Annotated in this window: 13 protein-coding genes; 9 read left to right on the top strand and 4 right to left on the bottom strand. The window is 46.7% G+C overall.

The features are described from left to right. The first annotated feature begins 115 nt into the window (after window positions 1–115). From NZ043_RS26315 to NZ043_RS26275, 9 genes are all read left to right on the top strand, one after another. On the top strand, window positions 116–2,305 hold the full coding sequence (locus tag NZ043_RS26315; RefSeq protein ID WP_339309655.1) for a glycoside hydrolase family 52 protein: 2,190 nt from the start codon (window positions 116–118) through the stop codon (window positions 2,303–2,305). After that, window positions 2,302–4,449, top strand: coding sequence for an alpha-glucuronidase family glycosyl hydrolase (locus NZ043_RS26310; RefSeq protein ID WP_289389408.1), 2,148 nt, complete (start codon window positions 2,302–2,304; stop codon window positions 4,447–4,449). Before NZ043_RS26315 ends, NZ043_RS26310 begins: the two co-directional genes overlap by 4 nt. An 81-nt stretch (window positions 4,450–4,530) precedes the next feature. Continuing rightward, complete coding sequence (locus tag NZ043_RS26305; protein WP_249912551.1) at window positions 4,531–5,598, top strand: NAD(P)-dependent alcohol dehydrogenase; 1,068 nt, start codon at window positions 4,531–4,533, stop codon at window positions 5,596–5,598. Window positions 5,599–5,763: 165 nt separating this feature from the next. Next, a complete protein-coding gene (locus NZ043_RS26300; RefSeq protein WP_026081056.1) occupies window positions 5,764–6,030 on the top strand; it encodes an HPr family phosphocarrier protein in 267 nt (88 codons plus the stop codon). Window positions 6,031–6,174: 144 nt separating this feature from the next. Next, a complete protein-coding gene (locus NZ043_RS26295; protein WP_062834756.1) occupies window positions 6,175–6,426 on the top strand; it encodes a type B 50S ribosomal protein L31 in 252 nt (83 codons plus the stop codon). Between the two features lie 150 nt (window positions 6,427–6,576). Next, complete coding sequence (locus NZ043_RS26290) at window positions 6,577–6,882, top strand: Dabb family protein (protein ID WP_076215373.1); 306 nt, start codon at window positions 6,577–6,579, stop codon at window positions 6,880–6,882. Window positions 6,883–7,036: 154 nt separating this feature from the next. Continuing rightward, window positions 7,037–7,798: an SDR family oxidoreductase gene (locus NZ043_RS26285; protein ID WP_339309654.1), complete on the top strand. Its 762-nt coding sequence runs from the start codon at window positions 7,037–7,039 to the stop codon at window positions 7,796–7,798. Between the two features lie 257 nt (window positions 7,799–8,055). Continuing rightward, window positions 8,056–9,783 (top strand): ubiquinone-dependent pyruvate dehydrogenase, encoded by a 1,728-nt coding sequence (poxB, locus tag NZ043_RS26280; protein WP_133385094.1) that lies wholly within the window; start codon window positions 8,056–8,058, stop codon window positions 9,781–9,783. Window positions 9,784–10,114: 331 nt separating this feature from the next. Beyond that, window positions 10,115–10,870 (top strand): SDR family NAD(P)-dependent oxidoreductase, encoded by a 756-nt coding sequence (locus NZ043_RS26275; RefSeq protein ID WP_062834752.1) that lies wholly within the window; start codon window positions 10,115–10,117, stop codon window positions 10,868–10,870. Between the two features lie 120 nt (window positions 10,871–10,990). Here NZ043_RS26275 and NZ043_RS26270 read toward each other — a convergent pair whose 3' ends face one another. The 4 genes from NZ043_RS26270 to NZ043_RS26255 form a co-directional block, all read right to left on the bottom strand. Then, window positions 10,991–12,178 (bottom strand): MFS transporter, encoded by a 1,188-nt coding sequence (locus NZ043_RS26270; protein WP_339309653.1) that lies wholly within the window; start codon window positions 12,176–12,178, stop codon window positions 10,991–10,993. Between the two features lie 233 nt (window positions 12,179–12,411). After that, a complete protein-coding gene (locus NZ043_RS26265; RefSeq protein ID WP_091029659.1) occupies window positions 12,412–12,699 on the bottom strand; it encodes a metalloregulator ArsR/SmtB family transcription factor in 288 nt (95 codons plus the stop codon). A 167-nt stretch (window positions 12,700–12,866) separates the two neighbouring features. Beyond that, window positions 12,867–13,208: a ribosomal protein L7/L12 gene (locus NZ043_RS26260; RefSeq protein ID WP_256332244.1), complete on the bottom strand. Its 342-nt coding sequence runs from the start codon at window positions 13,206–13,208 to the stop codon at window positions 12,867–12,869. A gap of 40 nt (window positions 13,209–13,248) precedes the next feature. Next, window positions 13,249–14,448, bottom strand: coding sequence for a cytochrome P450 (locus tag NZ043_RS26255; protein ID WP_339309652.1), 1,200 nt, complete (start codon window positions 14,446–14,448; stop codon window positions 13,249–13,251). Between the last annotated feature and the right edge of the window lie 123 nt (window positions 14,449–14,571).

Raw genomic sequence — 14,571 nt, 5'->3', positions numbered from 1 at the left:
TCAGCTTGATTTGGGTAAATATCCGATTGATTTGATCATGGTCTGAGGTGAAACCACGTGTTAGGATGGGGCTAATGAAAACGCATGCAAACCATTTTGAGAGGGGTTATGATTCGTGAGCACATCCAAATCCATCTTTTATAATGCACATCACGCACCGATTGGTGCTTTTGCGAGTTTTACACTGGGATACAAAGGAGCCAAAGGCGGGCTGGGTCTTGAACTTGGCAAGCCGGCAGACCAGAATGTATATATTGGATTACAATCTCGCGATGGCGACAATTATCAGGCACTTCCTTTTTATGAAGCTTCCCAGGATGAGAGCAGCCGCTATGATGTAGAGAAGTTGGAGAATGGGGACCCGGCGTCGACAACAGCATCCAAAGTTCCACAACCTCTTATTACAGCTTTTCGCGATGAAGATATTACCCGTGAATTCACCTCAGGTACGGATACGTGGACTGCTGGAGATCTGACGTTCCGTATCTACTCGCCTGTACGTCCAGTACCTGATCCAACGAATGGGGATCGCGAAGAATTAATGGATGCACTCGTACCTGCCGTATTGGTTGAGATGACGATTGACAATACGCAAGGTCAACAACCACGCAAAGCCTACTTTGGCTATCAGGGCAATGATCCGTACTCTGCGATGCGTCTGATTGGGGGACCGGAAGGTGGCTCCATCACAGGTGTGGGACAAGGTCGACTTACAGCAATTATGTCAGCAGATGACGGACTGTGGCCCGCACGCGGATTTACGTTGGAGAAGCTCTTGCAGGAGAAACATCGGGAGAATTTGGCATTTGGACTTGGCTCAACCGCTGCACTACTGATGGAGGTGCCGGCTGGAGAGAAACGTACGTATCAATTCGCAGTATGTTTCTATCGTGGGGGCATTGTGACGACTGGAATGGACACAACGTATTGGTATACGCGGTACTTCTCCGATATTCAGGCAGCAGGAGAGTATGCACTACAACGCTTCAGTGAGTTGACCGCATCCTGTGGAGAGGTTGAACAGCGCCTTGGATCGGCTGCTTTGACCGAAGATCAATCATTCATGCTGGCTCATTCCATTCACAGCTATTATGCCAGTACTCAACTGCTGGATGCCGATGGTGAGCCACTCTGGGTGGTGAACGAAGGGGAGTATCGGATGATGAACACACTTGATCTGACAGCTGATCAGTTGTACTTCGAGCTTGCCTTGAATCCATGGACGGTGCGTAATGAGCTGGAGTGGTTTGTGAAAAGATACAGTTATACGGATCAGGTTCGTTTCCCGGGGGAAGAAAAGTTATATCCGGGGGGAATTACCTTTACCCATGATATTGGTGTTGCCAATGTGTTCTCACGCCCTGGACACTCGGCATATGAACTGGTTGGCATTGACGACTGCTTCTCACAGATGAGTCACGAAGAACTGGTGAACTGGCTCTGCTGCGCGACAGTGTACATTGAACAGACACAGGATCAAGCTTTTGTGAAAAACATGTTGCCTGTTATCCAGGATTGCTTCGAAAGTATGCTTAATCGTGACCATCCCGACGCTGAGCAGCGTAACGGTCTGATGGGTCTGGATAGCAGCCGTACTCAAGGTGGAGCGGAGATTACAACCTACGACAGCCTGGATGTGTCACTTGGACAGTCTCGCAACAATATCTATCTGGCGGGCAAATGCTGGGCGGTCTATGTTGCATTGGAGAAGTTGTTCGCAACGGAGAAGTTGGCCGATCTGTCACATCAAGCAGGTCTTCAAGCGGATCGCTGCGCTGCCAGTATTGCTGCACAGTTGACTGATGGCGGCTACATTCCAGCTGTTATTGCAGAAAATAATGATTCTCGAATCATTCCGGCAATTGAAGGTCTGGTGTTCCCGTACTTTACAGGCTGTGAAGCAGCACTGGATGTCAATGGTCGGTTTGGACCTTATCTGAAAGCACTCCAAACTCATCTGAAGACGGTTCTTGTACCGGGAACATGCCTGTTCGAAGATGGAGGCTGGAAACTGTCCTCAACAAGTAATAACTCGTGGTTAAGCAAAATCTATTTGTCCCAGTTTATCGCTAGAGAGCTGCTAGATGTGGAATGGGATGAGACAGGCAAGGCAGCAGACGCGGCGCATGTCAACTGGCTGCTGCATCCGGAGGAATCCTACTGGTGCTGGAGCGACCAGATCCTGTCAGGTGTGGCGGTTGGCAGCAAGTACTATCCGCGTGGTGTAACGTCGATTCTATGGTTACTCGAAGGAAAAGGGAATCACCTTACGCAGATCTATGCCAGTAAGGAGGCGGTACAATGAACCAATCCGTCGTTCAAACTGCCTTGTCAGGTCCACAGTACGATGCGTGGCTGGGGTATCACTCCGAATTGCCAAGAGCGAATGGACTTGCCCAAAAGACGGCTCCTGCGTGGAGCAAGCTGATACTCGCGGAAGAGAACCATGGAGTAATCACAACAGCTCTGACCGAACTTTCACGAGGACTGGAGAAGTTGTATGGCGTGAAACCGTCGGTCAGTCATCTGTCTGATACTCAGCAAAGTGAGCGGGACAATAACGCTTCCGCTCCCGCGATACGAATCGGTACTTGGACAGGAAGCAATTCGGTGGCTGGTTCGTTCAGTGAGAAAGAGCGTTCAACTGTTCAGGGAGAAGGGTACATCATTCGTGAGAACGAGACCGAGGGTGTACTGGTCATTGGTTCAGAGACTCCCCAAGGTGTGTTGTATGGTGCATTCCATCTGCTTCGGGAACTGACAATGGATCAAGGAATTGCAAGTAAGGCGGATGACGCTGTGAGTAAGTGGAGCTTCATTACAGAGCAGCCTACCAATGCACTGCGAATGATTAATCAGTGGGATAACGTGGACGGCAGCATTGAACGGGGTTACGCTGGAGACTCGATTTTCTATGATAACGGGGAATTCACACTGGACTTGGAACGCATCAGAGATTATGCACGCCTGCTTGCTTCGACGGGTATCAATGCCATATCGATCAACAACGTCAATGTACACCGCCGTGAGAGTCTGTTTCTGACCGAACGTTATCTTAGTGATGTGGCGAAAGTTGCCGCTGAATTCAGAGCATATGGCATTCGATTGTTCCTGAGCGCCAACTACGCGAGTCCGATTGAGATTGGTGGATTACGTACGGCTGATCCGCTGGATGCGCAGGTACGGGAATGGTGGAACGTTCAAACGGCCAAGGTGTACGCAGCGATTCCGGATTTTGGTGGTTACCTGATCAAAGCAGACTCCGAGAATCGTCCGGGACCATTCACGTATAACCGTGATCATGCCGATGGTGCGAACATGTTGGCTGAAGCCCTTCGGCCATTCGGTGGATTGGTCATCTGGCGTTGCTTTGTCTATAACTGCAAGCAGGACTGGCGGGATCGTTCCACTGACCGTGCACGTGCAGCATATGACCACTTTACGCCGCTGGATGGACGTTTTGCCGACAATGTCATTTTGCAGATCAAAAACGGGCCGATGGACTTTCAGGTGAGAGAGGCGGTATCCCCGCTGTTCGGCGCCATGGAAAATACCAATCAGGTGATTGAATTTCAAATTACACAGGAGTATACCGGGCAACAACGTCATCTCTGTTATCTGGTTCCCCAGTGGAAAGAAGTATTGGACTTTGACACATACGCCAAAGGCGAAGGTTCAGAGATCAAGCGAATCGCGGACGGTTCTCTGTATAAACGACCATACAGTGGCTTCGCCGCAGTATCCAATATTGGTGCAGATGCCTGTTGGACAGGACATCCACTCGCGCAGGCGAATCTATATGGATACGGAAGACTTGCATGGAACCCGGAGCTGTCCGCGGAAGAGATTGCCGATGAGTGGGTGAGACTCACATTTGGACATGAAGACGAAGTTGTGCGGCAGGTTACGGGCATGCTTTTGACTTCACTAGATATCTATGAGAATTATACGGCGCCTCTCGGTGTAGGTTGGATGGTTAATCCGGAACATCATTACGGGCCGAATGTAGATGGATACGAGTATTCCAAATGGGGAACGTATCACTTTGCCGATTGTCATGGTATTGGTGTAGATCGAACCGTGAACAGCGGTACAGGATACACTTCACAGTATCACCCTGAGAATGCTGATCGTTATGAGTCCGTAGACACCTGTCCGGATGAGCTGATCTTATTTTTCCATCACGTGCCGTACACCCATGTTCTGCATTCGGGTAAAACGGTCATTCAGCATATTTATGATACACACTTTGAAGGTGTTGCGCAGGCAGAGGCCTTAGCCGAGACATGGAGAGGGCTGGAGGGTAAAATCGACCCGGTTATTTTCAGTAAAGTTGCTTCATTACAGGACAATCAGGCCGAACATGCGAAGGAATGGCGAGACATGATCAATACGTACTTCTATCGGAAGAGCGGCATTGCGGATGAACAAGGTCGAACAATCTATTGATTGGTGATATGAAGAAAGAAGATACCTTGTTTTCTTTGTTGTAGAATAGACAGCATGGACATACATGAGGAGGAGAACCGTATGGGACAACATCAACTGCCCGAGACCATGAAAGCTGCTGTCATGACAGAGCCAGGACACATCATTATTGAGGAACAACCCGTCCCGCAACCGGCAGCAAATGAGGTGTTAATCCAGGTGATGGCTGTTGGGGTGTGTGGCTCGGATGTGCATTATTTTGAACATGGACGTATTGGCAGATTTGTGGTGGAGAAACCGATCATTCTGGGTCATGAGTGTGCGGGGATCATTGCTGCTGTTGGCTCGAACGTATCACGTCTGAAAACAGGGGATCGGGTTGCTATTGAGCCTGGGGTGACTTGCGGGCGTTGCTCGGCATGCAAGGAAGGTCGTTATAACCTGTGTCCGGATGTACAATTTCTAGCGACCCCTCCGGTGGATGGGGCATTTGTACAATACATGGTGATACGTGAAGATATGGTATTCCCGATCCCGGATCATCTGTCTTATGAGGAAGCAGCTATGAACGAGCCATTCTCTGTTGGTATTCACGCTGCACGCCGCAGCAAACTGGCTCCGGGTACAACCCTGGCGATTATGGGTATGGGTCCCGTTGGACTCATGGCCGTGGCTGCAGCCAAATCTTTCGGTGTAGAGAAGATCATTGTAACGGATCTGGAGGAAGTTAGGCTGGAAGCCGCTCGCCGCATGGGTGCCACTCATACCATTAATGTGCGTAATGAAGATGCGCTGGCTGTGATTCGCGAGTTAACAGGTGGTGTGGGTGTGGATACCGCATGGGAAACAGCGGGGAATCCAAAGGCGCTACAATCTGCTCTGTATTCACTTCGACGTGGAGGCAAACTTGCGATTGTGGGCCTGCCTGCACAGGACGAGATCGCACTCAATGTTCCATTTATTGCGGACAATGAAGTTGATATCTATGGCATATTCCGTTATGCCAATACGTATCCGGCAGGAATTGAGTTCCTGAGCTCCGGTCAGCATGACGTGATGTCCCTGATTACAGATCGTTATTCACTCGAAGAGACACAGCAAGCGATGGAGCGCGCATTACACAATAAAAGCGGCAGTCTGAAGGTCATGGTATATCCAAACGGTATGTAAGAACAGCCTGGAAAGAGTCCTGCGGTTCAGGACTCTTTTTTTGTTTTTTTGCAAAAAAGTATGGGTCAAGCTCCCATAACATGGTATAATTCATGAAGATTTTAATATATAAATGGATACACACCATATTGGTGAATAAGTACTTAGCGAAAGGAACTGAAGGTTGTGAGAGTACATGAATTTATGATTCACGCTGATTTTCATCGGGATGATCTGATGTCGGTATCTTCTCAAGCGTCACGTTTTTCCTCGGATATTATTTTGTCGTATATGGAGTCTGAGCATGAGCATCGTGTAGATGTCAAAAGCCTGCTTGGAATGGCGTTACTTCCCATTCGATATGGTAGTGTTGTCAGATTACAGACAAGGGGCAGGGATGAACTGGAGGCTTTGGAGTACATGTTGAATGTACTGGAGAAAGGGACGGCGTAACACCTGATTAGGTGAAAAATCACAGATATCATATTTTTTTTAGCTCTTCCTCAAATCCTGCTGGTACTTTGTCCAAAAAAAGAGTATAATAAAATTTAGTTTGATTCTAAAGAAGTACCCATATTAAAGGAGTGTAAATAGATTATGCCAAAAGTTGACATCCATCCAAAGACACAACTCGTAATTTTTTACGATGCAAGTGCTGATTTCAAATTCCTGAGTTCTTCCACGAAGTTCTCTAACGAAACTATGGAATGGGAAGACGGTAACTCTTACCCAGTAATCCGTGTGGACACTAGTTCCGCATCCCACCCGTTCTTCACTGGTAAACAAAGAAACGTGGATATCGGTGGCCGTGTTGATAAATTTAACCGTAAATACAACATCAACAAATAAGTTTGTCCATACATTACAAAAAAACCTCGGGATTTGTCCTGAGGTTTTTTTGTGTACATTAAAAATTAATTCAACCAATTATTGCGCTTACAACACATTCGGATGTACACTAGGAAACAGAGTATGAACATATTGGAGGAGGAAATAGAGATGAGCAGCATCACACATATGGTAACGTTTACACTTTACGCGGGTAAAGATACACCGGAGGCCGAAGCCTTTTTGAAGGAAAGTTCGGATGCACTGGCTGTCATTCCTGGGGTAGAGCAATTTCAGGTTCTGAGACAGGTAAGTGAAAAGAATGAGTTCGACTACAGTTTCTCGATGGTCTTTGCGGATCAGGCTGCGTATGATGCATACAACAATCACCCGGTTCACCGTCAATATGTAGAAGAGCGTTGGGAAAAGGAAGTCAGTCGCTTCCAGGAAATTGATCTTATTCAACATCATAATTAATAGTCTGCACATATAGGAAAAAAGTTGAACTACCATATACAGCATTGAACAATGCTGTATATCTCTCTGAATAACGCGTAATTAATGAACAAAAATAACAACTTTCCGAAATCGTTTTCGACGACCAAATGAATTCTAGGAGGTTTTCGCTGTTATGCAATTAGATCTCTCAGGAAAAACGGCTCTGGTTACAGGCGCAACCGGACAACTGGGGAGAGTCATCGCCCGCACGTTGGCAGCCTGTGGCGCCAATCTGGCTCTACATTACATAAATAATGATACCAAGGCTCGGGAGCTTCAAGGTGAGATTGAAGCACTCGGTCGTAAGGCTGTAATTGTACAGGGAGATATTACAAAGCAGGATACAGCATTTCGGATGCGTGATGAAATTCAGCCTGTCCTTGGCGGAGTGGATATCGTTGTTGCCAATGCAGTCATTCAATATGAATGGACAACGGTGTTGGAACAGTCTCCTGAAGATTACTTGAGCCAGTTCGAATCCTGTGTCATGCAGAGTGTGTATCTTGCCAAAGCTTTCATTCCACATATGCAAAGTATCAGAGCCGGTCGCTTCATTGGTATCAATACGGAATGTGCAATGCAAAACTTCGCTCACCAATCGGCCTACACCGCTGGTAAGCGTGGAATGGATGGCGTGTATCGCGTACTTGCCAAGGAGGTTGGCGAGTATCAGATTACCGTAAACCAGGTTGCACCTGGATGGACAATTAGTGAACGTGATCGGTCCAGTGAGCCTGGACATGATGAGGCATATACGCGTACCGTGCCGCTGAAGCGCAGGGGTGAAGATCAAGAAATTGCCAATGCGGTAGCTTTTCTCGCTTCGGATCTGTCGTCATTTATTACGGGTGCCTACATCCCTGTAAGTGGTGGCAATGTGATGCCTGCTATCTAGTGTCTGATTTGGATTCGGGAATCCACATGAAATAACAATAAACCTAGTTTAACCGTAATCCGTTTGTCATTCGACAAGCGGATTTTTTGGCATTTTGCTAACAATGAAATAACGGTTCAAGGGGCAGTTTTTTTGTTTCATATATCCAGACATACATATGAGTTGGTTCGGTTTTCGAAAGATTGGGGTATAAGAATAGGTATATTAACAGAGTGGAAACATAATCAAAATGAGCAATTAAAGGAGACCCATCACTTATGAAAAAAACAGTCGCGGACGTTCTGGTTGAATCCTTATTGAACGCTGGCATCAAACGCATATATGGCATTGTTGGAGACTCCTTGAATGCGGTACTCGACTCCATTCGTCGTTCGGGCAAGATCGAGTGGATTCATGTACGTCATGAAGAAGTAGCTGCATTTGCTGCTGGGGCGGACGCTCAGGTCAGTGGAAGTATCGCTGTCTGCGCAGGTAGCAGTGGTCCTGGTAATATGCATCTGATTAATGGTCTGTACGACTGTCACCGCAATCGTGTTCCTGTACTCGCTATCGCTGCACATATCCCAAGTGACGAGATTGGCAGTGAATATTTTCAGGCGACGCATCCGGAGTATCTGTTCCAGGAATGTAGTGATTATTGTGAAGTCATTACAACAGCAAAACAGATGCCGCGTTCTCTGACGATGGCCATTCAGACAGCAGTCGCACGTTCAGGTGTGTCCGTCGTTGTATTGCCGGGGGATGTAGCAGGTCTTGAAGCAGCGGATCTTCCTGTGCCTGAGCATGTGTATCACGCAACCAACCCCGTGGTACATCCTTCTGAGCCTGAACTCGTGAAACTGGCGGAGTATCTGAATCAAGGCAAAAAAATTACGTTATTGTGCGGTGCAGGCTGCGCGGGCGCTCGGGAACCCCTTATGCAGCTCTGTGATCGCTTGAAATCCCCGATGGTTATTGCGTTAAGAGGGAAGGAATATTTGGAGTATGACAACCCCTATTCCGTGGGTCTTACGGGTCTAATTGGGTATTCATCCGGTTATCATGCCATGATGGACTGTGATGTACTACTAATGCTGGGAACGGATTTCCCATATCGTCAATTCTATCCCGAAGATGCGAAAGTCCTTCAGGTCGACATTCAATCTTCCCATCTGGGTCGGCGCACGAAGCTGGATTACGGCGTATGTGGGGATGTGAAAGCGACCATTGAAACTTTGCTTCCTTATCTGACAGAGGAACACAGTGACAAACATTTGCGTAAAAGTGTGGATCGTTATGTGAAAGTACGCAAAGATCTGGACGAGCTGGCCGTTGGAAAACCGGGTAAAAAGCCCATCCATCCGCAGTACCTGACCAAGGTCATTAGTGATGCCGCAGCTGAAAATGCCATCTTCACCTGTGATGTCGGTACTCCGACAGTATGGGCGGCCCGTTATATCGAGATGTCTCGTAATCGCAGGCTGCTCGGTTCATTCAGTCATGGTACGATGGCCAATGCCCTTCCACAAGCAATTGGTGCTCAGGTCGCTGATCCAGGCAGACAAGTCATCTCGTTATCGGGTGATGGTGGTATTACGATGCTGATGGGTGATCTGTTGACACTGAAACAGCATAATCTGCCGATCAAAGTTGTGGTGTTTAATAATGGAGCACTCGGTTTTGTTGAGCTGGAGATGAAAGCTGCCGGATTCCTGGAATCGGGAACAGAGCTTGTAAATCCCAACTTTGCGATGGTTGCTCAAGCCATGGGCATGGAAGGTATTCGGGTTGAAGATCCGGGTGAACTTGAAGGAGCTGTGCAGCGTGCGCTTCAGCATGATGGTCCTGTACTGATTGATGTGGTGGTGAACCGTCAGGAATTGTCTTTACCTCCGAAGATTGATATCAAACAGGCTGAAGGATTCACGTTATGGATGATGAAAGCCGTGCTGAACGGACGCGGGGACGAAATTATTGAATTAGCAAAAACCAATTTGCTAAGATAGCCGTTTCGATAAAGCGGAAATGCACCGTGTGAAGTTGTAGAGATACCGACTTTCAAAGTATTGTTTATGTAAAAGAGGTAAAAGAGGAGCACGTGACAAGACATTATCGTTGCGTGCTTCTTGAATAGAATGCTGAAAATGTGACATATAATATAGTATGAATACATATTATATGATTTGTTTTTATGTCGAAAGTCTATTAGAATAGGTAAAGTCAGGAAGGTTTTATGCCATTTTTGACCTACATATTGCATCATTGCATGTACGTACGTTTCATATTGTATTCATCGATCCAATCACAAGATGACACACACACATGGAGGAGATCAACATGAGTCACGCAGGAAAAGTAGCCATTATTACTGGAGCAGGAAGTGGATTGGGCCAAGCAGCAGCGCTAAAGCTGGCTGAGAAGGGCGCATCCATTGTCGTTGTGGATCTTGTCGAAGAGACAGGTCTTGAAACCGTTAAGCAGATTGAGAAGCTTGGAAGTAAAGCTATTTTTGTACAAGCAGATGTGAGTAAAGCACCTGAAGTTGAGAATTATGTGAAAAAAGCAGTCGAAGAGTTCGGACGAATCGACATGTTCTTTAATAATGCAGGGATTGCAGGTCCTGGGATCAAGCTGATTGAACATACGATTGAGCAGTTTGACCAGATTATTGATATTAACCTGAGAAGTGTATTCTACGGGTTGAAGTATGTAATTACTGAAATGCTCAAAACAGGTGGAGGTTCCATTCTGAATACAGCCTCCACAGCCGGTATTGTTGGTGTACCCGCGGTTGCACCTTACGCAGCAACCAAACATGGCGTGGTGGGTTTGACCCGCACAGCTGCAATTGAATATGGCAAGGACAACATTCGTGTAAATGCGATTGCTCCAGGTACAATTGAGACGCCGATGGTTGTTCAGTTTGGTAAAGACAACCCTGAAGTGTTCAAGGCAACCGTTGATAGCATTCCATCTGGACGCCTTGGCAGACCGGAAGAGATCGCTAACCTGGTTTCCTTCCTGCTTGGAGATGAAGCGCCGTATATTAATGGTGCAGTATATCCGATCGATGGTGCAGTTACGGCCCAATAAGAGTTCAGCTTATCGGCAATAAAATAGCTGTTAAAATGTTTAAAGAGAGGTCACTGTATGCGTACAGAGCCTCTCTTTTTAATTTCTCTTTTATACTACGCATAGTACTGCGAATCCATATCAGGCAACGTTGTGTGATGCATTGGTTTGTTTACTTTTCGTAAATGCTGAACGGTACGAACTTATGACGATGATAACGGCAATAACGACCCCGACAGCCCCAATCCAGGTGATGGATGACAATGAGACGCTGCTTACTGCGATGCCACCAATCCCTGCTCCGGCGGCCATAGCTAATTGCATGACCGAACTATTCAGACTAAGCATAATACCTGAGGATTCGGGAGCCATAGTCACGAGGTTATACTGCTGAGTTGGACCCGAGGACCACGCGGCAAAAGACCACAAAATCAGAACAAGCAAGACAGCGAGATGAGAGCTTGCCGTTATATTCAACAGAAGCAGACTCACGATATGCAACGTCATGCCTGTGATCAGTGTTCGTTTGACACCCCATCTGTCAGCGCTGAATCCTCCAACTTTTGAACCGATCAGACTTGCTATGCCAAATGCGAGTAAAGCTGAACTGAGTAGTGCTTCGCTCATTCTTGAAATGGATACAAGGTAAGGTGAAATATACGTGTAGGCAATGGAATACCCACCTAACCAGAAAAAGGTCACCAGCAGTGCCAGTACAATTCGTGGCTGTTTGAGCAAAGACAGTTGATTCTTCAGCGGAACAGGCGCTTCTGCTTTGGAAGGTGGAATGGCGGCCGCGATCACCAGCATGGCGAGAATGCCAAGAACGGCGATACCGGCAAAAACGAGCTTCCAATCCCAAGATGCAGCCACAAGCCTTCCGAGCGGAACGCCAACAATCAAAGAAGCCGTAAATCCAGTGATTACTGTGGCGATTGCACTAGCTTGTTTGCCCTCAGCCGCTATTTGGGAAGCAACCGTTAATGCCGTGACAACAACAACGCCCGCCCCTAAAGCCATCAACACGCGTGCTGCGACGAACAGTCCATAACCCGGCAACAGATAGGCAAGAACATTAGCCACAACGAATAGACCGAGGAAGTATAGCAACAGCTTGCGACGGTCCCAGCGCGAAGTCAGTGCAATAATGACAGGTGTACCTAGCGCATATACGAGTGAAAAAATCGTAATGAGCTGTCCGGCAGCGATTAAAGAGATATTCATGGTATCTGCAATGCGATCCAAAATGCCGGCAATGACATATTCGGACGTTCCTACAAGGAAGCTGACCAAGGCAAGAACATAGATTTTGAGCGTAGAAGAAGACATGGAAACATAACCTCTTTCTAATTGTAATTATTATATTTTTAGAAATATAGAAATAAAGACGATAGAACAAGAAATGAACTCTCTGAATGCACCCTATCTGGGCGAATGGTAATGTTACAACCTAGATAATGAATATTTGATATAAGCGTAAACTTAGGTGACCTAGTGCTACTAATAAATGTTAAGGTACTGTTTCAATATTTCTAATTATATAGAAATATAACTCAAATTTTTTATTTATTTAGCAGATAGGGAACAAACTTTTGTGCAGTCTCCGTGTTTAGGCTGTAGTAGATATACGTACCTTTCTTCTGCGATGTAAGCAGGCCACAATCGGATAGCTGTTTCAGGTGATGAGACAGAGTCGATAGGGCAACCGTAACAAGGCGGCTCTCCAGATCGGCGGGACACAGGTTGCTTTCGCTCGATAAAATCTGAATGATTTTGTAGCGTGTTTGCTCGCCCAGCGCTTTATGAATTTTGACGACTTGTTCAATCTCATTCGAGTTTGATTGCATCATGATCCGTCCTTTCGTCTTTATTTCTTATTTCTAGTAATATAGAAATAACAGTAGCATATGTCGTTAGAAAAGTAAACTCTCGGTGAAGATTCCACACTTTCTACTGCGTCTGTGTTAACAGCCGAAAGTCTGGAGTAACTTCCCCGGAGAGTTATGTGAGTTGTATATTACCGATCTAGGGAATCAACATAGTCTTTGGCTTCCTTCAACGAAAGACCTCGGGCTTCACGCAGTCGTTTGATCGCCATAATTTTTTTCCCTTGTTGTATAAGTGTAAGCAGTTCCTGATCCAGATCCGATTGGGCTGGTTGGCTTGTGTGGGAAGGAGATGTTTCCTTCGGCGACAATGTGTAATTGAAGTCAGAGCGGGCGCTGACTGTTGAACCGTTCTCCAGACGCTCCACATCACTTTTCAACTCATTTAATTGGCGTTGCAGACTGGTGACTCTGACCAGTAACACAAGGATCAGAAGCAGCAGAACGATCCATACCAAGGTGTTCATTTCCATGATGTCATGTGCCTCGCTTTCATTTATTCATATTTAGCTATTATTTAAGTTGAACCGGGATTTCCTTGACACCACGAACAATCATGCCAGGTCTCCATTCCAGTTCATTCACATCTGCCTGAAGCTGTATATTTGGAAAACGATTCAGAAGTGTGCTGACTGCAATCTCACCTTCCAGACGAGCGAGCGGTGCTCCCAGGCAGAGATGAATGCCTTTGCCAAAAGCCAGATGCGAACTTTTTTCGCGGGTAATGTCGAAGATATCAGCATCCTTAAACTGCTGTTCGTCCCGGTTGGCGGAACCAAGCGCAACAATGACAAGTTCACCTTGAGCGATATGCTCTCCACGGAATTCAATATCTTCCAGAGCCCAGCGAGATGTGCTGAACTCCAAAGGCCCGTTATAACGAAGCATCTCTTCAATGGCATTGTGAATAAGCTCAGGCTGCTTGATGAGCAGTTCGCGTTGCTCTGGATGCTCCAGTAGGGCGAGAATCCCATTGCCGATGAGATTAACAGTTGTTTCATGACCGGCAATGATTAATAAGGAGACCACGCCAAGCAGTTCTTGTTCAGTTAACCGCTGCCCGGATTCTTCTGCAATGACAAGCTGGCTGATCAGATCAGTGCCGGGATCTCGGCGAACTTTCGCAAACCAGGCCGTAAGGTAATCCGTAAACTCCCTTGCATGCTGCTCAAACAGCTCGGCGCTCTCGGCTGTGGAAGCATCGATTACCGTATTGGACCACAAGCGGAATTTGTCACGATCCTCAAGAGGTACTCCCAGAATTTCACTAATGACAATGATAGGCAGCGGGAAGGCAAAGTCATCGATCAGATTCATTTTTTCCTGTGACGGGAGGTTGTCCAGCAGTTCATCAGCAATGTCCCGAATATGGCTTCGCATGTCTGCGACCAGTTTGGGTGTGAATGCTTTCTGCACAAGTCCCCGAAGACGTCTATGATCTGGCGGATCGGAGAACAACATATTATTCGAGAAGATGCTTTGATTGTCAGCGCCGTAACGTCGGACCATGTCTTTGCTGAATCGAGTATCTTTCAGAATCTGGACTGCATCCTCGTATCGGGTAATAATCCAGCCGAATTCCCCATGAGGAAACATGACTCTGAAAACGGGCTCATCTTTTCTTAACTTTTCATACACCGGGTAAGGGTTATGCGTGAATTCTTTCGTGAAAAACGCTGGCTTTGAGGACTCGTTGAGTTCATTCGGGTTCAAATGTAATATCTCCTCTCATATTCCTGCATAATACCTGCACCCTCTATATATTCAATACACAAGCTTTTGAAACCTTGTTTTTTCTTCATATGGATGATAGAGCAGGAAAATAGAGGAAGATGG

The organism is Paenibacillus sp. FSL k6-2145 (assembly GCF_037976585.1).
GTDB lineage: Bacteria > Bacillota > Bacilli > Paenibacillales > Paenibacillaceae > Paenibacillus.
This window is presented reverse-complemented; position numbering and strand designations above follow the sequence as displayed.

What these genes read in the sequence shown, in the direction of transcription:
- NZ043_RS26305 (WP_249912551.1), top strand. Translation starts at nt 4,531, where the DNA reads ATGGGACAACATCAACTGCCCGAGACCATGAAAGCTGCTGTCATGACA.
- NZ043_RS26310 (WP_289389408.1), top strand. Translation starts at nt 2,302, where the DNA reads ATGAACCAATCCGTCGTTCAAACTGCCTTGTCAGGTCCACAGTACGAT.
- NZ043_RS26275 (WP_062834752.1), top strand. Translation starts at nt 10,115, where the DNA reads ATGAGTCACGCAGGAAAAGTAGCCATTATTACTGGAGCAGGAAGTGGA.
- NZ043_RS26295 (WP_062834756.1), top strand. Translation starts at nt 6,175, where the DNA reads ATGCCAAAAGTTGACATCCATCCAAAGACACAACTCGTAATTTTTTAC.
- NZ043_RS26265 (WP_091029659.1), bottom strand. Translation starts at nt 12,699, where the DNA reads ATGATGCAATCAAACTCGAATGAGATTGAACAAGTCGTCAAAATTCAT.
- NZ043_RS26285 (WP_339309654.1), top strand. Translation starts at nt 7,037, where the DNA reads ATGCAATTAGATCTCTCAGGAAAAACGGCTCTGGTTACAGGCGCAACC.
- poxB (WP_133385094.1), top strand. Translation starts at nt 8,056, where the DNA reads ATGAAAAAAACAGTCGCGGACGTTCTGGTTGAATCCTTATTGAACGCT.
- NZ043_RS26260 (WP_256332244.1), bottom strand. Translation starts at nt 13,208, where the DNA reads ATGGAAATGAACACCTTGGTATGGATCGTTCTGCTGCTTCTGATCCTT.
- NZ043_RS26270 (WP_339309653.1), bottom strand. Translation starts at nt 12,178, where the DNA reads ATGTCTTCTTCTACGCTCAAAATCTATGTTCTTGCCTTGGTCAGCTTC.
- NZ043_RS26290 (WP_076215373.1), top strand. Translation starts at nt 6,577, where the DNA reads ATGAGCAGCATCACACATATGGTAACGTTTACACTTTACGCGGGTAAA.